The organism is Lysinibacillus sp. FSL K6-3209 (genome assembly GCF_037976175.1).
In the GTDB taxonomy this organism is placed as follows: domain Bacteria; phylum Bacillota; class Bacilli; order Bacillales_A; family Planococcaceae; genus Lysinibacillus; species Lysinibacillus sphaericus_D.
The window spans coordinates 303,214-323,575 of sequence record NZ_CP150264.1 but is presented as its reverse complement, the minus strand read 5'-3'; the positions used below and the strand labels follow the sequence as shown (position 1 = coordinate 323,575).

Below are 20,362 nucleotides of genomic sequence, written 5' to 3'. Positions count from 1 at the left end.
ACTTCTCATCAGCTTGCTATTGTAGAAAATGCAAACCATTCACTTGAAATAGCAAACAATACACTAGAGTCGATTAATACCTGTCACACTATACTCACCGAGCTTAAAATTTTTCTTCAAAACGGTAGTTCTTTCTAAAAAGCTCAAGATACAGAAAACCCTAAGAACGGTCATGAATAAATGCCGTTAAAGCAATATTAAGATTGCAGTGTTAAAACACCATCTTCCATGCGGTACACTCGGTCACAGTAAGTTAACATACGCTCATCATGCGTTACCATGATAGCCGCCTTTTTACGCTTTTTAACCTCATTAGAAATTAGCTGCACGACTTCGAAAGCACGCTTAGAATCTAAACTAGCTGTTGGTTCATCTGCTAAAATCACACTTGAATCATTCATAAATGCTCGGGCTATTGCGACACGCTGACGCTCTCCCCCAGATAGCTCATTTGGGAATTTTTCAAGCTTTTTTTCTAGTCCTAAATCTGCCAACAATTGCTTTGCAAACTGCTGATCAGCACTTGATACTTTACCTGCCATTTTTTTTACTAGCAGTAGTTGATCTAGTACATTTAAATAAGGAATTAGGTTAGATGTTTGTAAAATAAACCCTATTTCATTTAGACGGAATTTAGCAAGTTCTTTCTCCTTTAGCGTCTCAATTTTTTTACCATTGACGATGACACTACCTGAAGAGGGCTGTAACAAGGCTCCAACTGCCGATAATAATGTACTTTTTCCTGAACCCGATGGACCAATAATGGCTACTATTTCACCTGCATCTACTTCCATTGACACATTGTTAAGAGCTGTAATTGTTGAACTGCCTTCGTCATAGGTTTTTGTCATATTTCTTACTTCTAAACGTTTCATCTACTCCACTCTCCCTAATGCTGTTAATGGATCTACTTTAGATACTTGGCGAACACATACAAATGAACTTAACACACTAATTAGTAAAAGTGCGAAACCGTAAAGTACAACAAGCGTAGGGTCTAAATTAAAAGGCATGTCTTCCGGAAAAACTAGTGCTGTTAAATACGTAAGCACTACGCCTACTAAAATACCTACTAAAGAAATGATAAACACTTGGGAAACAATTGCCTTTGTTATAAAACTATTTTTTGCACCAATGGCTTTCATTACACCAAATTGTTGCGTCTTTTGAATCGTTAAAACATAAAAGAAGACCGCAATGACAAACGCAGAAATGGCAACGAGAAACACTAACATCATTACAATTGTCCCGTTCTCTTCCATATATCCTGGCATTCCATTAATTGCCTGACTTTTCGTTGCAGTTTCGATGCCCCCGATTTTTTCACTAAAATTCTCTGCATCTAAGTTAGGTGCCTGTAGCGCTATCGCATTTACTACATCATCAATGCCGTTATTGGCACCTGGTGCAGCAAATTGATAGGCTCTCCATTGTTCTACTGTGCTAAATAATACTGGTAAATGGTTATATGTTTCGTTTTCAACAAAGCCGACAATTTTTAATACAATTGTGGAACTGTCCACTTTGATTTCGTCACCAATTGCATAGCCTTTGTCTTGTAACGTTTTATTGGCTAAAACACCATTTTGAATATTTTTATCTAACTTCTTACCTTCTATTACTTTGGGTTCGATAAACGACCCAGGTTCAATTCCTAGAAGTGCAATATCTGTTTTTTCATCAATACCCTTCTTAGAAACAGCCGCCATTGCAGAGCCAAATAGTGCACTATCTTCTACTTCACTTTGTGCATCAATCTTTTCTTTTAAAGATGCGGAAATTAAAGATTTACTAAATTTTGAACCTGAACCCTCCTCGTATACTACATAATGAGCATCTAGATTTTTGATAGAAGCTGCACTTAATGTCGAAAGTCCATTTCCAAGCCCTGACAAAATAAACGTTAACCATGCTATTAACACAATAATCATTGTAATCATTGAGTAGCGTAACTTTGCATGTTTAATTTCTTTTAAAGCTAAAAACATCGATTGTTTCCTCCTAGTATTTTTATAAGTTACACATGTGTCACTTTTAAATAAAAAAGTACACATACGCAACTAGTATTATACTCATTAGTTACACATGTGTCACTTATTTTTACCTCTCACACCGTTTAAAATTAATAGTTTCGTAAAGTTAAAAAACTGTACTTCATCCATTTGACTATGATTTGGAATATTAATACTCTGAAAAATAAATCCAAGGACAAGATCATTAGGAATATCATCATCCACAAACCCTTCTTTTTTTCCTTGTTGGACGATACGCATTAAAGGTCCATACATATTAAAATGCATCGCTGACAGCTTTTCTTTTTTTTCTTGCATGTGAGGTTTATTAGTTGTTGGAATAATTTCAGCAATACCTAATAGTAAATGTAAATCCTTTGAACGAAAAATACTATGCAATAACTCGTCTAATTGGTCAAGATAAGATAACTCCGCAGGAATTGATAATAAATCTTTTACACTTTTATCCATCTCATGTAACATAAAATCCATCAGTAGTTCATCTTTATTTGTATAGTATTTATAAATGGCAGCTCTTGAAACTTCTAATGATTCAGCTAGTCGAGCAATCGTAAATCCTTCATAGCCAACAGCTAATACCAATTTTTTCGATTCCAAGAATAAATCGAGCGTACTAAACTTACGATCGCGGCCCATATATTCCTCACTCCCTACACGAATTGTTGGATACTTTTAGCATACGCTACAATTAAATAGTTCACAATAATTACTGTACTTTCTATTAGTGAAATAAACACTAGAAAATGACTGCACAAAACTAAAACACCCCGTTAAATGTTAGTTTTCACATTAACATCCACGGGGCATTTTATTTAGTTATGATTAAAAATTAATATGCTAAGCCGAATAATGCTTTAATGTGTGTCAGATAGCGAATGTTAGACGCTTCTTTCATAAGTGTTGCAGGTAGACCTTTAAGTTGTGTGTTGCTAGCTCCAATTGTTGCAACTGCATCTTTACGTCCTAGGCTGGCAAGTGTACCAGAGTTAACTGCAGAGAATGTTTTCATCTCTTGGTTTTTGTATTGTGCAAATAAATTGTATCCTGCACATTCACCCATTTGCCAAGCAACTTGTGCAGTTGGCGCATAAAGTGGACGTCCGCCGTCAGCTGGTAATGCCACAGAAGCATCTCCGATTACAAATACATCTTCGTGTGATGTAGATTGTAGGAATTCGTTGATTGTTGCTTTGCCACGGTCAGCTGCAAGGCCTGATTCAGCAACGATTGGAAGTGCAGCTACACCACCAGTCCAGATGAATGTATTAGCAACGATTGACTCACGATCTTTAAGTGAAATAACGTTACCATCAACGCCTGTTACTGGCGTACCTGTGATAAATTCTACACCACGTTTTGTTAAGCTTTCCGTTGCACGTTCAATTAGTACATCTGGAAGTACTGGTAAGATTTTAGGACCAGCTTCAACTAGCTTAATTTTAAGATCAGCAAAGTTTACACCGTGTTGTGCAGCGATTTTTGGGAAGTTGTCCACGATTTCACCAACAAGCTCAACACCTGTTAAACCGCCACCGCCGATAACGATTGTTGCATCTGCTTCGTCTTTAGATTGTGCATATGCTTTAATACGATCTTCAATGTGACGGTTAATTTTGTTTGCATCGTTAACAGATTTAAGTACCATTGAATTTTCTTCTAATCCTGGGATACCGAAGAAACCAGTTTGGCTACCTAAAGAAACAACTAATGTATCGTAAGATAAAGTGTAACCAGTATCTAGGTCAACCTTTTTAGTATCTACATTAAATTTCGTTACTTTAGCGATTTGTAAATCAATATCTAAACCTTTAAAGATTTTTTTAAGCGGTAGCGCTACTGCACCTTCTGCAATAGTACCACCAGCTAAACGGTGAAGTTCAGTGATGATTTGGTGCGTTGGGAATTGGTTTACTACTGTAATTTTAGCTTCATCAGCTGATAAATACTTACGTGCTGTTAATGCAGTTAATACACCTGCGTAACCAGCACCTAAGATGACGATTTCTTTTGACATGATTAATTAATCCTCCGTCCTTACGAATTGAATATATCTCGAACTTTATTTTGATTTACGTTCAGCGTTAACTTGTAAAAATGCATTAACAAAACGGAAAACATTTTGAACTTGTGGGTCTTTTATCATTTTCACAAGACCAAATAAACCGATGACTTCTTGGCTTTCAGAAGCGCGATCTTTTGCCTCAATAGCTGTTGCTGCAAGTTGTTTAGCTGATCCTACTACTGGTCCAGCCATTTCTGTTACAGCACCAACAGTATCGCTTTTTAATACGTCGTCTGTTGCAACTGCTTGTGCAAACTCATATGATTTAGTTAATAACGTCATCATTTCAGTTAGCTTTGGTAATTGTTCAACTAAAGTTGTTAGAGATTCTTGCACCTCAGGCTTTAATAGTTGGTCTAGTACATCTAATTGTTCTTGACTCACAGTTAATTGTTCAGACTGTGCTTGGTTATTCGTTTCTGACATTTTGAACTCTCCTTTGCCGTCACTAATACTATTTTTTATATTGCCTCCATGTAAAAAAGACCATTAAGCGATCTTCTTAACAGTCGTTACAGCGGGTATCTTACATTCACCAGTCACAAGGGCTGGAAAGCGAATTTCATGATTTGTTACATATTCTCCATTTTGCACAAAGCGCATCACAATTCCATCCTTATCTTATCTTGGTGACATTACAACATCCATTATAAGACTGTTTGCGCATTATTTCAATCAACTATGGCACAATCTTTGAAAAATAGTTTAATCGTAAACTAATTTTAGCGGTCTGCACTCTTTTTCTTCTTTTTTTGGAAGAAAAATCAATTTTACTCATGCAATTTAACAACTCAAATGCCATAAATTATGTTATTAGCTACAATTTTTCTCACTTTTCGATGGATAACCAAAAGAAAGTAATAATTTCTTTTGACGCCAAAGATACTGTGTCAAAAAGCCTTTTTCCTTCACCATCTTTAAAGTAGCCCACTGACATTAGCGCCATAAACGTATGGGCAAAAAATTCTGCATTTCCTTTGCGAATTGTCCCTTTGTCCATTTCACTTTGCATCGCTCGCTCAATCGTTTTATACATCTCATTTTCTGCAGCATGTACTTCTTTCAATTGTGTTTGTGATAAATTGATGGTCGCCTCTCGCATAAAGTTCTTCATATCAATATCAACAGTTGCTGATAAATGGACTTCAATGAGTTGCTCTAATCGGTCTTTAAAAGGAATCGGTTGCTCTAAAATTCGTTCAATATGATGTCTAATTCTATGCATCATTTCAACTAAGGCCGATGTATATAAATCCCCTTTAGTTGGGTAGTAGTAATAGATAGTGGCTTTTGTAACATTACAGGCTTTGGCAACATCATCCATGGACACGTTTTTGTAGCCATCCTTAATAAACAGCATTGTCGCTGTTTCTAAGACAATATCTTTTGTAGGTTTAGCCTTGTCATCATGGCGAGGTCTTCCTAGAACACGCGGTGATTGTTTCAACAAGATCGCCTCCTTATAATGTGTAGTACTAAACATATTATAACATATCAATACTTCTGTATTGATTAATTAACCTTCTAGTATATATAATTAGTGTACATTACATGAAACGGAGGTTTTCCAATGAAAAAACATCCACTTGAGCAATGGGGCTCAATGGTATCCAGTAAAAAAGGGCGTTTTCTTGCACTTGGATGCTGGGTATTACTTGTTCTCGTCCTTTCGTTTGCTTGGCCGCAAATTAATAGCATCGAAAGTGAAACGGGTAAAAACTTGCCTGACACCGAAATGTCCGAGCAAGCAGCAGCCATTATTGCTGAAGAATTCCCAAATGATGCAGGTACACCTTTATTACTCGTTTGGCATAGAGAAAGCGGCCTAACACCAGCTGATTTTGGAGCTATCCAAAAGGTTTATGCAGAGCTAAATCGCAACCCTTTAGAGCATCAAACATTAGTTCCACCATACGATAAAATGCCACCACAGGCTTTATCAGCATCTGCATCTGACAACGGTTCTACAATTGTCACACCTGTTTTCTTTGAAAAAGATGTTGCCACAGATGTTTTACAAGAAAGTCTAGATACATTATCAAAAACAATGGATTCAAACAATGTTCAACTGGATCAAGATTTATCAAGCGACGCACTACATGTTCGCTATTCTGGACCAGTCGGTATTGCAACGGATGCTGTTAGCTTATTTTCACAAGCTGATGTAAAACTAATGATAGCAACTGTCCTGCTTGTATTAGTGTTATTAATTCTAATTTATCGTTCGCCATTACTTGCCATTATTCCTTTAATTGTTGTAGGGCTTGCCTATGGTGTTATTAGTCCAACACTCGGTTTCTTTGCAGAGCAAGGATGGATTGACAAAGATTCACAAGCTGTATCCATCATGACGGTTTTATTATTTGGTGCTGGTACGGACTATTGCTTATTTTTAATTTCAAAATACCGTGAAATTTTACTTGACGTTGAAGATAAAGCGACAGCGATGAAGCTCGCTGTGAAAGAATCGGGTGGCGCTATTATGATGAGTGCCCTTACCGTTGTTATTGGTTTAGCTACACTTAGTCTTGCCCATTATGGCTCCTTCCAACGCTTCGCAGTGCCATTTAGCTTTGGCGTATTGATAATGGGCATTGCTGCACTAGTTGTTTTGCCAGCAATTCTTGTCGTTATAGGGCGAGTAGCCTTTTTCCCATTCACGCCACGTACAGAAGAAATGGCAAAAGCAAAGGGCAAAAAACAGCATAAACCTTCCCATAAAGTGAGTCATAAAATTGGACATTTTGTAACGCATAAGCCATGGATTGTTATTGCAGTCACTGTCTTGCTCCTTGGTGGCTTAGCGGCCTTTGTACCACGCATTCAATATACTTTCGACTTATTATCTTCTTTCCCAGAAGATATGCCATCACGTGAAGGCTTTACTTTAATAGAAGAGAATTTTTCACCTGGCGAACTGGCACCTGTTCAGCTAGTAATTGATACGCAAGGCTCGGATGTTAATTTACAACAACAGCTTACAAAAATTCCATATATCGATAATGTGTCTGATGTACAAATTGGTACGAAAAATAATTCGATACAATTGTATGAATTATCATTGAATGCCAATCCATATGCACAAGAGTCTTTAGAGCATATCCCTGAATTAAAGGCTGAAGTTGTTAAGCTTCTTAAAGATTCTGGTTTAAAAGATGCTGACTCACACGTATGGCTTGGTGGCGAAACAGCAAGCCAATATGATACAAAGCAAATTACCGAGCGCGATGAATCTGTTATCATGCCGACAATGATTGCTTTAATCGCATTATTATTATTTGTTTATTTACGTTCAGTAACAGCAACTGTTTATCTGCTTGCTACAGTAATTATTTCTTACTTTGGTGCGCTTGGCGCTGGCTGGCTTATTTTGCATCATGTCATGGGTGCAGAGGCAATTTCAGGCTCTATCCCGCTATATGCCTTTGTATTTTTAGTGGCACTTGGTGAGGATTATAATATTTTCATGATTTCAGAGATTTGGAAGAAACGAAAAACGAAGGACCATTTAACAGCAGTAGAGGAAGGCGTTGTGCATACAGGTAGTGTTATTACATCTGCTGGACTCATTTTAGCAGGTACGTTCGCAGTGCTTGCTACATTACCAATTCAAGTCCTTGTACAATTCGGTGTTGTAACGGCTATTGGTATATTACTGGATACGTTTATCGTACGACCTTTACTTGTACCAGCCATTACTACGGTGCTTGGCAAATATGCATTCTGGCCAGGAGCACTCTTTAAAAAAGGTCATTAAATGGTGACAGGCACTCAAACAATTTAGCATTTAACAATACAAAATAATAAAAATCCCACCGACAGTTTGAGCGGTGGGATTTCTTTGTCTATCTTATGAATTTGTTGGTTTTTTTAAATCCATTGTAGCTGCCGCACTTTCAACTTTTACACGTTTTAAGAAGAACGCTAGTATTAGTGCTAGAACCGTCACAAAAGCAGCGATTAAGAAAGAATGTGTAATGCCGTCTAGTAAAGCTGTTTGCATAATTTGCTCTTTCATTTGTTGCATTTGCTCCGCTGTTGGTGCAGCACCAGATTGAGCTGCATGTGCTTTAGCCTCTGCAATTAAATCTTCTGCTGTTGATTTTGTACGGTTATTCATAAATGTAACTAATACCGCACTACCAATAGCTCCAGCTACTTGTTGCAAAGTATTATTAATAGCTGTACCATGTGGATTCATCATCTGTGGTAATTGGTTTAAACCATTTGTCATAATTGGCATCATAACCATCGACATACCAAACATCCGAATTGTATACATCGATACGATAAATGTATAACTAGAATCCATCGCTAATTTTGTTAAGCCGAAAGTAGCCATTGTTGTTATTGTTAGACCGATTATCGCTAATATACGCGGTCCAAATTTATCGAAAAGTTTACCAGTAATCGGAGACATAATCCCCATTGCAAGGGCACCAGGAAGCATCATTAAACCTGCTTCGAATGGTTCAATCCCACGAATTGATTGTACATACGCAGGTGTTAAAATCATCCCCGAGAACATCGCCATTGAAACGATTACGGAAATCGCAGAACTTAATGCAAACATAGGATATTTGTAAATACGTAATTCTAGTAAAGGCTGTTCCATACGTAATTGCTTAAAGATAAAAATAATTAAAGCAACAAAGCCAACTACAATCGTACCGTATACCCAAGGACTCGACCATCCTTTGTCACCTGCCGTACTGAAACCGTATAAAATTCCACCAAACGCTACTGTCGATAATAATACAGAAGGAACATCTAAGTGTACTTCACGTGTTTCCATGACATTGTCTAATTTCCAAATACCAAATAGTAGACTAATAATGGCAAATGGTATAATCATTTGGAACAACATACGCCAATCATGATGTTCAACGATATAACCAGATAATGTCGGACCTATTGCTGGTGCAGCAATCATAACTAAACCGAAAATACCCATTGCCGCTCCACGTTTTTCTTTTGGGAAGCTAGTTAGCATGACGTTCATTAATAATGGTGACATACTAGCAGCCCCTGCCGCTTGCACCATACGACCTGCAAGTAACATGCCAAAGTTTGGAGCAAAGCCAGCCATAATTGTACCTATCGTAAAGATAGACATCGCCGTAATAAATAAATGTCTATTTTTAAAGCGCGTCACAAAGAATGCTGATGCAGGTACTAAAATACCGCTGACCAGCATATATCCAGTTGCAAGCCATTGTACCTTTGCATACGTAATACCAAAATCTTTCATGATTGTTGGCAACGCAACATTTAACAATGTGTTGTTAAGAAAAGCAACAAAAGCACCCACGAACAAAATAGCAATCATGCCATAAGGGGGCTTTTTCATTGTTAAGTCATTATTCATTTATATCCCTCTATTCTCTCTTGTTGTTTACGATAAAACTTATTTTATACTCGCAGTCTACTTTTTTCAAGAATTAAGATTAAAAAATTTCAAAACGTTGATATAACAGCGTTTACATTGTAGAATACTAGTATAATAACTTTAAAAAGGTGAGGTCATGAATAAAAGAAAAAGACAAATAATTACTGCAGCTCGGGAACTTTTTATAGAAAAAGGATTTTTAGATACGTCCATTAACGATATTATTAGTGCGGCCAAAGTTTCAAAGGGCACTTTTTATAATCATTTTGTTTCTAAAAATGAATGTTTGATTGCCATATTGGATGAGGGGCGCGAGGAGGCTAGTAATCGTCGACACGAGCTTCTTTATGGAAAGGATCCCACTGATTTAGAAATATTAACACAGCAAGTGGCTGTGTTGATGCATGTCAATCGCGAGCATAACCTCGTACAAATTTTCGAGTCGATTTTCCATTCACGGGATAGTGAACTTAAAAAAATCCTTTTGAATTATCACTTACAAGAATTAGAGTGGCTTGCCAATCGACTTGTACAGGTTTTTGGTGAAGAAATTAGACCGATGAGCTATGAATGTGCCGTACAAACATTGGGGATGGTGAACCTGTCCTTACGTGCAGTCCTAATAGCGGACTACAAATATATAAATCGCGAAGCCATTGTACGGGTAGCATTGCGCAATATAAGTGTCATTATACCTACCATGCTTGAATCCAATGAAGTCCTTATAAGCGCTGAAATGTTTAACGCGATACAAAACGTAATTAATTATCAACAAGTAAGTAAAGATGTCGTCATTGACCAATTAGCAGGCTTTACTAAAGGGCTGTCAGAGCATGACACGCTTGAAGGTTTTGAATATGCAACATTTCTTTTAGAGGAATTGCAGCAACAAAAACCAAAACTCTTTATTATCGAATCATTGCTCACTCCTTTCAGAAAAGCATTCGTTGGAACGGAACATGCTGCTGAAGCACGCGATATTGCCAATAGTTTATGGCGCTATGTAAAAATGCAACAACCATCAGAGCAATGTAAAAGATAATCAAAACCCCCGATTAGCATGCTAATCGGGGGTTTTAGTGGTGCCAGTCACCCAAACAATTTTAACGATTTACTTTACGGTCTTTCGGGCCTACCCAGAAGCCAATTATAATACTTAAAGCAACCACTAGAAACGGTGCATAAAAAATAATAAATTGATTCACTGTAAAACCTCCTATACGTGGTGATTCCGTTTACCACAAGCATAATCACGATCAAATACAAACCATTTCATCACTAAATAAAGTGAAGGTATGAGTAAAACAAGACCACCAATAAAGGCAATGACCAATGCTATCGCCATCGATTCATTTGTAAAACTATCATGAACCGATAAATATGGGTACAACAAGTAAGGATAATGAGAAATACCATAGCCGAAAAAGGCGAAGCCAAACTGCACGACCAATAATATAACGGCCAGCCCATATTTTTTCTTAGCACCTAAAAGAATTAGAGTCATGATAAAAAGAGCACCTGACATGGCGAATAGCCACCATAAATTCAGCATATTTTCATAATGCGCAGGATTGTGTCCCTTTAATTCCACCATAATCCCGATAACACTTGCAACAAGTGGAATTGACCAGCCAAGTGCATATTTTCTCATTAAATCGGAAGCGTGTTCATCGTTCGCTCTTTTACCGTACCAAGTTAAAAATACTGCGGAAATATACAGAACCGCTACAACACTTAACAACACGATTGACCAAGTTAATGGACTAGTAAAAAGTTTCGCAATTTCCAAATGAGGCTGATCCTTTACCATTGTTACGAATCCACCCTCGGAAATCGTTAATACAATGGAAAGTGATGCTGGGATAAATAAACCAGTGACACCGTACATTAGCTTATAGCCAATGTGTCCACTTTTTGCACTATAAGATTCAAATGCATAATAACTGCCCCGAATTGCAATTAAAATTAGAGAAATACTTACGGGTACTAGCAAAATTGTTCCATAATAGTAAGCTGATTGCGGAAAGAAACCAACAATACCTACAAAGAAAAAAACTAAGAAAACATTTGTAATTTCCCACACTGGTGATAAATAGCGTTTTATCACTTGTGATAAAATATGATCTTTCCCAATCATGACACTATAGGCGTTAAAAAAGCCTGCCCCAAAGTCAATAGATGCAACGATGACATAACCAAAGAGAAATAACCATAGTACAGAGATGCCCAAAACTTCTAAGCTCATGGTTCTTCACAACCTTCAACTAATTTATGTTCTGCAAGTTCACGTTCAATTGGATTGTCACGGAACATCCGAATAAGCGCTATGATACTACCAATTGCTAAAACGATATATAAGCCCGCAAATAGAATTAACATCGTATCTACTTGCCCACTCGTAGTCGCACCTTCCGATGTTTTCATATACCCTCTTAAAATCCATGGTTGTCGCCCTACTTCTGCTAACCACCAGCCCGCTTCTATTGCAATAAGTGCAAGTGGACCACCTGCAACAATTACTCTTTTAAATAGTTTAGACGAAACAAATTGCCAATTTCGCCATTTACCAAGAACATAAACAGCTGCCACTACAATTAATAACGTGCCAATCATCACCATTACATCGAATAAATAGTGAATATAGAGTGGTGGCTGTTCATCTTTCGGAAATTGATCAAGCCCTGTCACTTCTGCAAACGGATTATTATGCGCTAATACACTTAAAGCATAAGGTATTTTAATAGCGTATTTTATGTCTTCTCCATCCAATACACCAAATAAAACAAGGGAAGCGTCTTCTTCCGTTTCAAAATGCCATTCTGCTGCTGCTAATTTTTCAGGTTGATATTCCGCTAAATATTTGCCTGAAAAGTCTCCTACTACAAGTGCTGCCAGTGAAAAGACTAACCCTAATTTCATTAGTAAATACAGCGCTTTTTTATGATATACGTGCGCAGACCCTCGTAGCATGCGATAGGCAGCAATGGAAGCTAATAAAAAAGCTGCCGTCATATAAGATGTTACTAAAACGTGCGCTACCTTTGTCGGCATTGCCGGATTAAACATGGCTAGTACGGGCTGAATATTAATCAGTTCCCCATCCACAATATCAAATCCTTGCGGTGCATTCATAAAGGCATTCACGATTGTAATAAATACTGCTGACATAGAAGCACCAATGGCTACTGGTACTAATAATAGTAAATGTCTCTTCGGATTTTTGAAGCGATCCCATGTATACAAATACAACCCTAAAAAAATGGCTTCAACGAAAAACGCGAACGTTTCCATAAATAGTGGTAGAGCGATAATTTGACCAGCTAATTCCATAAAGTTTGGCCATAATAAAGAAAGTTGCAAGCCAATTGCAGTTCCTGTCACAACGCCAATTGCTACTGTAATAACAAATCCCCGTGCCCAACGTCGAGCGAGTAATAAATAATGCTCATCTTTATTTTTAATCCCAACCCATTGAGCGATCATAATCATCAGCGGTATACCAACACCAATTGTTGCATAAATAATATGGAAAGATAATGTTAATTCGGTTAAGGCACGGCTCCAAAATACAGCTGAATCATTCATATTTATACATCTCCTAGCTACTAAATATTCTCCCTATAATAGACATCAACATTATCCCAGCAACTATAAAACTAATAAGTATTAACTTTTTCTCTTGGGATTTATATGCAATACGATTTTGTTGTTTATTTACCATACGAATCAACCCTTTGATTCCTCATAAAATTGCATCTCCTTTTTCTTCTATGCCACCAGTATAAGCAACCCAACTTTTTAGAAATATAGGGGTTTTCCACTATAAAAAAACGACATTGACAACTTTGTGAATGGCATCAAACTTTCTATTTACATAAAAAAAGATTACTCCCAAAACGAGTAATCTTCTGCATTCATATTTTGTTGGTGTCATCATCTAATGAATAGTCCCACCCCTGATAATTAAAAAACTTCTGTATGATTAAACATTGATTATCATAAGGGCAATTTTTTATTTTTCAAGAAATTTCAATTCAAAGACAGTACCATTGTTATCAGAATGTACGCATATTGTTGCATTATGCAAATCAATCAGTTGTTTTGTAATGGCTAAGCCAAGACCTGTGCCCGTTGCATCATCTGTTGTATTTGTACCACGATAATAGCGTTCAAAAAGATTGTCTAATTCATCTTGTGGAATACCTGGTCCTTGGTCTGTAATCGTTAACTTAATGCCTTTGTCTATATTTTGAGCCTCTACAAGAACCTTCGTACCTTCAGGTGTGTATTTTTTAGCATTGGTAATTAAATTATCTAATATGCGCTTTAATAAAAGCTCATCGGCTTCAAGCATAACGTCCCCATATACTTTGATTGATACTTGTTCATCTGCAAATTGGGGTAACCATGTGGCAAGTGCTAATGATACTTTCTCGAGCTGGATTGCTTTATTCTTTAGTTGATAAGAATACGTTAAATCTTGTATAAGTAAGTCCATATAGGTTGCTTTTTCACGCATTGTATTCGCGAATATTCGCATCTCTTCTTTCGTCCATTCATACTCTTCGGAAGCAAGCATCGTGGAATACCCATAAATCGAGCTCAATGGTGTCTTTAAATCATGCGATAAACCCGTTATCCATTCCTCGCGTAGTTGCTCTGATTGCTGGATTTGTCTTTCATTTGAAGCAAGGCGTTCAGATAAATGATTAAGCGATTCATCAACAGGTTGGAATAATTTAAATTTCCTTTTCAATTTCCCCGTCTTTTGATGATGGATTTTATTATCACTTACTTCCCGATAATCGAACTGCGTTAGTCGTTCAATACGAGAGATTACATATACAAGGGGCCGTACAAATTGACGTGAAATGCTCATGGATAACAAAATAATTCCTACCAACAAAATACTATGCCCGCCAAAAAATATGGACACAAATAAAATCATTGCTTTATTAAAAGGCTCTTCAAATGGCTTATAGGAGGGGTTTGGCATACGTACTATTAGCGTTGAACCATCTTCTAATGACGTACTTTGCCTAAGCTCGGCTTGCTCAAAAATATCATATTTTTCATCTAGCAACTGCGGCTTATGCAATTTCTTATAATGCTCCCCGATTACCTTTACACGATTCCAACGCTCATTATAAATTTCAATCGCAATCTGATTAGCTTGTAAGCGTTCGAGTAGCTCCGAAGGGAATTCTTTCTTTTCACGAATCACCTGCAAGACCTCATTGAACATAGGCTGCAGAGGCGATGTAGGTAAAAACAACAAATAGTATTTGGGTATTTCCCACGTATGCATGCCTGGACGTTTAAGCGCCATAATTTCACGGTCCGTCATGCTACACAGCTCACAACTATCCCCTGTATAATCGACAATTTCCATGGCATTGTTCAATAAATATAACTGCCCTACATTTTCCTCTGCGCGTTTTTCTAAGAAATCGGCTATTTTTACGGATTTACCATTTTTCACAATTGCATTATCTTCAATTTCAAAAGAACTCATCGTATGGATGTTATCACCGACTCGTTCATTTATAAAAAGTCCAAAAACCACTAAACTAATAATGAAGCCCAAAATGATAAGTAAATAAAATATGATAAAGTAGGATACAAAACGCAGTGATAATTTCCCTGCCGGCTTCATACTTGATCATCTCCAACTAATTTATAGCCAATCCCTCTTACCGTAATAATGCAAGTTGGTTTACCAGGATTCCTTTCTATTTTTTCACGTAACTTGCGAATATGAACCATTACCGTATTATCGTCAAATAAAAAATCGCCCCACACACGTTCATAAATTTGTTCTTTCGATAATACTTGCCCCTCGTTTTCACATAAATACTTCAATAAGTAAAATAAACGACCACTAATCAATTCTTTTTTTCCGTCTACAGTTATTTCTGCTGCATCTATATCAAAAGTAAAACGGCTACATGTGTAAACGTGACTTCCAGATACATTCTTTTGCTTCATATATCGAGTAAATTGGACTTTTACCCTTGCTACTAGCTCAAGCGGATTAAACGGTTTCGTAATATAATCGTCTGCGCCATTCATAAACCCTCGAAGTTTATCTGCATCACTGCTCTTGGCTGTTAAAAAAAATAGCGGTGCATCACTTTGCTTTCGAATAACTTCCGCCAAATCAAGCCCACTACCGTCTGGTAGCATGATATCTAATAAATAAAAATCAAAAACATTATGCTCAATCGCCTTTTTTCCATCTTCTATCGTCGTGCATAACGTAATGTTTTCAAAACCTTCTTTTCTTAAAATAATTTCGATCATTTCCGCAATCGCACGTTCATCCTCTAACACAAATATCGCCGCTTCTTGCACCCTGTCACCTACTTTTAAGATTACTTTAAGGTAGTCGTTATTTCACTATAAGCTTTACCAACTACACTATATATAAGTTAACCAATAAAGGAGTTAAAAGGCAATGATAGCAAATCGTGTACGCTTCATCGATGCAATGCGTGGATTTAGTTTATTTGGTATTTTAATGGCCAACTTGCTTATTTTTCAGTTCGGCATTTATGGAAAAGAAAAACTAGAACATCTATCGACTCTCGATACAGGGGCGTTATATTTTGTAAAAATTTTTATCGAAGGTTCTTTTATGCCCATATTTACAATGCTGTTCGGTTTTTCTCTTATTAAATTTATACAGTCAATCCGTAATAAAAAAGGGAAAAGTCGCTGGTCCATTTTACGTAGGGCAACGGGATTAATCACACTTGGATTTATTCATTCTACGTTTTTATGGGAAGGTGACATTTTACTGTTTTATGGAATTATGACATTATTTTTAATTCCATTCATAAATCGCAAACCAAAAACATTATTTATTTGGGCTAGCGTATTATTTGTATTGGCAACCGCTTTAACATATGGTTCAGACGAAACAACAGAAAAAGAAGAAAAAAAAATGGCCGTATATATTGATAAAGCAAATACCACCTATGCGAATGGTAGCTATCAAGAAATTTACGACTTTCGATTAAACGTCATGCCTCCTGACGTAGATGACCCACTTATGATCTATTTCATAATCATTTTTGCGCCATTATTTTTTGCACCATTATTTCTTTTAGGCATGGGGCTAGCGAAAAATCATGCTTTTGAACATATGCAAGATGAAAAGAAATGGTATATCCTTGGCTCATTATTTGTACCAATAGGCATTACTTGTAAAAGTATTAGTTTTATAGATAGCCCATTTTCTACTATGTTGCTTGTAGGTGGCTCAATGGTGTTAGCTGTTGGTTATATTTGTTTGGCTGCTCTACTATTTCATTCTCGACCTATTCAACGTCTGTCTACCGCTTTTGAAAGCGTGGGGAAATTATCGCTAACCAATTATTTATTACAAACGGTGATTTGTACGACCGTGTTTTACGGTTATGGACTCGGCTTATTTGGCAAATTGGGCGTGTTTGGCGGCGTTATTTTGGGAATTGCAGTATATAGCTTGCAATGCATTTTAAGCATTGTTTATTTAAAGAAATTTAAACGGGGTCCATTTGAAGCGCTGCTCCGTATATGGACAAATTGGTCTTGGAATGGACGCATTAAACAGAAAGGAAGTAAATCCTATGAATAGTGAAACGAAAGAGGATTTCTCAGACACTTGGTGGTTTCTTGGCATTTGCGCAACAGCAACTGTAGTCTTAACAATTTTTGCATTTTAAGCGTCATTATTTTCTTGGGAACAACCGTAAAATAAATATAAGAAAACATTACATTGATACCAACTGGATTTGTCATTCGTGTTCATCCGTCCCCTGCTGTATACTTGATACATACAAACAGCTTAGGGGGCGTTTTAGTGCTTCAGCGAATGATTATAACAGGCTACAAACCACATGAACTAGGCATTTTTAATGATAAACATCCTGGTATCCCTATTATCAAAAAAGCTTTAGAAAATCGCTTAAGAAATCTAATAGATGAAGGTTTAGAATGGGTCATTATTAGCGGGCAGCAAGGTGTTGAAACATGGAGCGTGGAGGTTGTCTTAACATTAAAAGAGGAATTTCCTGACTTAAAATATGCAGTTATCACACCCTTTTTAGAGCAAGAAAAAAATTGGCAAGAAATGAAACAAGAAAAGTATTTATCACTAGTAGCGCAAGCAGACTTTGTAACGAGTGTGACAAAAAAGCCGTATGAGGCTCCTTGGCAGTTTACAGAGAAAGACAAGTTTATTATTCAAAATTCGGACGGTTTGTTGCTTGTTTATGATGAAGAAAACGAGGGCTCTCCGAAGTATATCAAGCGGTTGGCAGAAAAATATATGGAAACCCACGACTATACGCTTCTAACCATCAATTCCTATGATCTTCAAGTAATTGCAGAGGAAATGCAACAGCAAGATTGGTAAATTACCCTATCCCTCCCCTACAAGTTACATTTCTTAATTCTTTACTATAGATAAATATTGATATAATTTTCTGACAATTTTATAATAGAGAGAATAGTAATGAATCTTGAAAGGAGCTGTTGTCATTTGAATAGAAAAATCGAAATGACCCTTGAGTCTTCACCTGTGAATGTCTCACACGATACGTATCGCCGAGAGTGCCAATATACGCGAGGAATTCATATTGAGGAACAGGAATTTAAAGCCATTTTAAATTCAATGTGCCACGATTCGCGCTTATATTTTGATTTTCACAATCCACGGAAAGAAGTTAAAAAGGGAACTTATTTAAATGGACACTCCGGTTTAGCACGCAATATTTATGATTACTATAAAACGCATTACAACATTGAATTAACTGACATTATAAACGGCAAAGACTTTTATGTAAAAATTATTTAACTGGGTGCCAGTCACTCAAACAATTATCCTGAAAACAAAAACTACACCATGACTTGTCTAGCAAGTTAGGCGTAGTTTTTAGTTTGCCAATTAATATCTTATTTCCACAGTCCGTTTTGCACCATTTTTTCTTTATTGCGGAAAGCAACTAAGACAGAAACAATATTAATGATTAACATGATTACAATAATGTATAAAACAGCTGTGTAGCTTCCTGTGAAATCAAAAATATAACCATAGGCTGGAAGTGCAATAATACCCGCTACTGCCAAGCCAATTGAAACGGTCGAATAGATTTGACTGTAATTTTTATTACCAAATAAGGCAGAAGTAATAGCAGGCGCTAATGTTCCTATACAAGCTGTGACAAATCCGAAAAGGCCAACAGCTACAACGATTGCAATTGTACTTTCAACAAAGAAGAGCAATAAAATCATAGACACTAAGCCAATCGACATGGCGATAACGGTTGTATTTTTAGCACCAATTTTATCAATTAAATACCCGAAAATAATTGACCCTAACAATACACCAACCATTAAAGCAGCCATCACATTACCAGTAAACTTCACACTAAATCCTTGATTTACAAGATACGTTGGAATATGGATTGAAAAACTTGCTATTGACGTAATAATAAAGAAGAACAAAATTAACAATAAAAATGATAAAGACTTTTTAGCATCTGCAAACGAGATTCCGGTATTGCTAGTATCTGTTTCTACTTTCTTCTCTACATTGTTATTGTCCGCTGCACCATAAGGTAATAATCCTTTTTCTTGTGGTGATTTTCTTAAAAATAAAATAATTGTTGGTACGATAATAATAATCGCTGCTACACCTACAATAATATAAGCACTTCGCCAACCTTGAGTGGCAATTAAGTTACCAATTAAAGGTTGTGTAAACGCTCCGATCAAACCTCCAGAAGCAGTAATAATACCTAAAGCTAGTCCACTGCGCTGTTTAAACCATTGATTGACTAATACAGGTCCTGCTAATACTGTAATTAATACGCCACCAATAGCTAATGGCATTGCAAGGATATACCATCCCCATACAGAGTTCATCATACCGAATAAAGCAAAGGCACCCGCTTGTAAAATAATAGCAACGCTAAGTAAAATACGGGTATCATACTTCGCCATTAATCTCCCACCAATCGGTAAAAATACCATTGTAACGATAGATGAAATACTTAGATATAACGTTAAATTTCCAAGACCTACACCAATGTCTTCAGATACGGGTGATAGGAATAGTCCTGCCGAACTGTTTAATCCCGACTTAGCTAAACCAACTGAAATACATAAACCTAGTAATACTAGCCATGCAAAGTGAAACCTTTTCTTATTAGCACTCATTTCCCTTTTTCTCCTTTTATATAAACGACTTTGTTTTACATAAAACGCCAAAATTCGCCATTTAGCTACAAATTGGCACATATGCCATGATTTATTTTGTTGTATATTTACATTACTTAACTTGTCCATTAGCCTAAGCTTATGCACATGGTTCAAGTAAGAACTACTTCATAAAAAGAATGATCGGCTTCATTGTTTAAAAGAACAAATGCTGAGGAATTCTTGTACACAGATTGCCTCTAAAAAGCTACTACTTTCTTTTTATTAAATCTGCGGTAGCTTACTTTTCACATTTCTGCAAGCGAATTCGCAGTTGACCATTTATCCTCTAAAACCGCGTTATATTAGACTTTATCCTGCTTTCTCCCCACATAAACACCTCCAATAATTGTGAAACTTTTGTGACCTGCAATTTATTTTAACATTAAACTGTTTAATATTAAATTAATTAATTTCACAGAAAATTTATTTATTGAACGAGAAATACTTGACATAACATTTTCCCTCTATTTGAAAATTTTTTTACAATTTCAAAATTGATTACGTAGGTAGTTCTAACTAACATCGGTAAAAATTGAAAATAATACTTTACTACTTCCAGTTAAAATAACTATAATCAATTCTAATAACTAGTTTAAAGATAAACATTCCACTTAATTACTATTTTAAAAT

Annotated in this window: 17 protein-coding genes; 5 read left to right on the top strand and 12 right to left on the bottom strand. The window is 36.5% G+C overall.

Features of this window, described 5'->3' with window-relative positions; genetic code table 11:
- Positions 1-197: 197 nt before the first annotated feature.
- From MHH88_RS01690 to MHH88_RS01665, 6 genes are all read right to left on the bottom strand, one after another.
- A complete protein-coding gene (locus MHH88_RS01690; protein WP_339261195.1) occupies positions 198-875 on the bottom strand; it encodes an ABC transporter ATP-binding protein in 678 nt (225 codons plus the stop codon).
- The gene (locus MHH88_RS01685; RefSeq protein ID WP_339261193.1) at positions 876-1,988 is read right to left on the bottom strand and encodes an ABC transporter permease; all 1,113 of its coding nucleotides are present in this window, start codon (positions 1,986-1,988) and stop codon (positions 876-878) included.
- Positions 1,989-2,090: 102 nt separating this feature from the next.
- Positions 2,091-2,669 carry a TetR/AcrR family transcriptional regulator gene (locus MHH88_RS01680; RefSeq protein WP_339261191.1) on the bottom strand — a complete coding sequence of 193 codons (579 nt, stop codon included), beginning with the start codon at positions 2,667-2,669 and terminating at the stop codon, positions 2,091-2,093.
- Between the two features lie 193 nt (positions 2,670-2,862).
- Positions 2,863-4,047, bottom strand: coding sequence for an NAD(P)/FAD-dependent oxidoreductase (locus MHH88_RS01675; protein ID WP_024360862.1), 1,185 nt, complete (start codon positions 4,045-4,047; stop codon positions 2,863-2,865).
- 45 nt (positions 4,048-4,092) lie between these two features.
- On the bottom strand, positions 4,093-4,521 hold the full coding sequence (locus MHH88_RS01670) for a DUF1641 domain-containing protein (RefSeq protein ID WP_069513015.1): 429 nt from the start codon (positions 4,519-4,521) through the stop codon (positions 4,093-4,095).
- Positions 4,522-4,924: 403 nt separating this feature from the next.
- Positions 4,925-5,542, bottom strand: coding sequence for a TetR/AcrR family transcriptional regulator (locus MHH88_RS01665; protein WP_339261188.1), 618 nt, complete (start codon positions 5,540-5,542; stop codon positions 4,925-4,927).
- Between the two features lie 123 nt (positions 5,543-5,665).
- Here MHH88_RS01665 and MHH88_RS01660 point away from each other — a divergent pair, with 123 nt between their 5' ends.
- A complete protein-coding gene (locus MHH88_RS01660; protein WP_339261186.1) occupies positions 5,666-7,852 on the top strand; it encodes an MMPL family transporter in 2,187 nt (728 codons plus the stop codon).
- A 93-nt stretch (positions 7,853-7,945) separates the two neighbouring features.
- Here the strand turns inward: MHH88_RS01660 and MHH88_RS01655 are convergent, their stop codons facing one another.
- Positions 7,946-9,463 carry an MDR family MFS transporter gene (locus MHH88_RS01655; protein ID WP_339261184.1) on the bottom strand — a complete coding sequence of 506 codons (1,518 nt, stop codon included), beginning with the start codon at positions 9,461-9,463 and terminating at the stop codon, positions 7,946-7,948.
- Positions 9,464-9,620: 157 nt separating this feature from the next.
- On the opposite strand from MHH88_RS01655, the gene MHH88_RS01650 reads away from it, so the two are divergent.
- Complete coding sequence (locus MHH88_RS01650) at positions 9,621-10,526, top strand: TetR/AcrR family transcriptional regulator (protein WP_069513019.1); 906 nt, start codon at positions 9,621-9,623, stop codon at positions 10,524-10,526.
- Positions 10,527-10,700: 174 nt separating this feature from the next.
- Here the strand turns inward: MHH88_RS01650 and MHH88_RS01645 are convergent, their stop codons facing one another.
- The 4 genes from MHH88_RS01645 to MHH88_RS01630 form a co-directional block, all read right to left on the bottom strand.
- Positions 10,701-11,729: a cytochrome d ubiquinol oxidase subunit II gene (locus tag MHH88_RS01645; protein ID WP_339261181.1), complete on the bottom strand. Its 1,029-nt coding sequence runs from the start codon at positions 11,727-11,729 to the stop codon at positions 10,701-10,703.
- Complete coding sequence (locus MHH88_RS01640) at positions 11,726-13,069, bottom strand: cytochrome ubiquinol oxidase subunit I (protein WP_339261179.1); 1,344 nt, start codon at positions 13,067-13,069, stop codon at positions 11,726-11,728. The genes MHH88_RS01645 and MHH88_RS01640 overlap by 4 nt, the downstream gene beginning before the upstream one ends.
- Before the next feature lie 427 nt (positions 13,070-13,496).
- A complete protein-coding gene (locus MHH88_RS01635; RefSeq protein WP_339261177.1) occupies positions 13,497-15,140 on the bottom strand; it encodes a HAMP domain-containing sensor histidine kinase in 1,644 nt (547 codons plus the stop codon).
- Complete coding sequence (locus MHH88_RS01630; RefSeq protein WP_069513023.1) at positions 15,137-15,838, bottom strand: response regulator transcription factor; 702 nt, start codon at positions 15,836-15,838, stop codon at positions 15,137-15,139. Before MHH88_RS01630 ends, MHH88_RS01635 begins: the two co-directional genes overlap by 4 nt.
- A gap of 103 nt (positions 15,839-15,941) precedes the next feature.
- On the opposite strand from MHH88_RS01630, the gene MHH88_RS01625 reads away from it, so the two are divergent.
- The 3 genes from MHH88_RS01625 to MHH88_RS01615 all read left to right on the top strand — a co-directional run bounded on the left by MHH88_RS01625 (position 15,942) and on the right by MHH88_RS01615 (position 18,326).
- Positions 15,942-17,105 carry a DUF418 domain-containing protein gene (locus tag MHH88_RS01625; RefSeq protein WP_339261174.1) on the top strand — a complete coding sequence of 388 codons (1,164 nt, stop codon included), beginning with the start codon at positions 15,942-15,944 and terminating at the stop codon, positions 17,103-17,105.
- A gap of 225 nt (positions 17,106-17,330) precedes the next feature.
- A complete protein-coding gene (locus tag MHH88_RS01620) occupies positions 17,331-17,885 on the top strand; it encodes a DUF1273 domain-containing protein (protein ID WP_339261172.1) in 555 nt (184 codons plus the stop codon).
- A gap of 126 nt (positions 17,886-18,011) precedes the next feature.
- Entirely contained in the window at positions 18,012-18,326 is a 315-nt protein-coding gene (locus MHH88_RS01615) for a hypothetical protein (protein ID WP_081328018.1), read from the top strand.
- A 98-nt stretch (positions 18,327-18,424) separates the two neighbouring features.
- Here the strand turns inward: MHH88_RS01615 and MHH88_RS01610 are convergent, their stop codons facing one another.
- Positions 18,425-19,690: an MFS transporter gene (locus MHH88_RS01610; RefSeq protein WP_069513027.1), complete on the bottom strand. Its 1,266-nt coding sequence runs from the start codon at positions 19,688-19,690 to the stop codon at positions 18,425-18,427.
- Positions 19,691-20,362: the final 672 nt, after the last annotated feature.

Coding starts and splice junctions, on each gene's coding strand:
- MHH88_RS01670 (WP_069513015.1), bottom strand. CDS start 4,521: ATGTCAGAAACGAATAACCAAGCACAGTCTGAACAATTAACTGTGAGT.
- MHH88_RS01610 (WP_069513027.1), bottom strand. CDS start 19,690: ATGAGTGCTAATAAGAAAAGGTTTCACTTTGCATGGCTAGTATTACTA.
- MHH88_RS01640 (WP_339261179.1), bottom strand. CDS start 13,069: ATGAATGATTCAGCTGTATTTTGGAGCCGTGCCTTAACCGAATTAACA.
- MHH88_RS01650 (WP_069513019.1), top strand. CDS start 9,621: ATGAATAAAAGAAAAAGACAAATAATTACTGCAGCTCGGGAACTTTTT.
- MHH88_RS01635 (WP_339261177.1), bottom strand. CDS start 15,140: ATGAAGCCGGCAGGGAAATTATCACTGCGTTTTGTATCCTACTTTATC.
- MHH88_RS01660 (WP_339261186.1), top strand. CDS start 5,666: ATGAAAAAACATCCACTTGAGCAATGGGGCTCAATGGTATCCAGTAAA.
- MHH88_RS01690 (WP_339261195.1), bottom strand. CDS start 875: ATGAAACGTTTAGAAGTAAGAAATATGACAAAAACCTATGACGAAGGC.
- MHH88_RS01675 (WP_024360862.1), bottom strand. CDS start 4,047: ATGTCAAAAGAAATCGTCATCTTAGGTGCTGGTTACGCAGGTGTATTA.
- MHH88_RS01645 (WP_339261181.1), bottom strand. CDS start 11,729: ATGAGCTTAGAAGTTTTGGGCATCTCTGTACTATGGTTATTTCTCTTT.
- MHH88_RS01685 (WP_339261193.1), bottom strand. CDS start 1,988: ATGTTTTTAGCTTTAAAAGAAATTAAACATGCAAAGTTACGCTACTCA.
- MHH88_RS01680 (WP_339261191.1), bottom strand. CDS start 2,669: ATGGGCCGCGATCGTAAGTTTAGTACGCTCGATTTATTCTTGGAATCG.
- MHH88_RS01625 (WP_339261174.1), top strand. CDS start 15,942: ATGATAGCAAATCGTGTACGCTTCATCGATGCAATGCGTGGATTTAGT.
- MHH88_RS01655 (WP_339261184.1), bottom strand. CDS start 9,463: ATGAATAATGACTTAACAATGAAAAAGCCCCCTTATGGCATGATTGCT.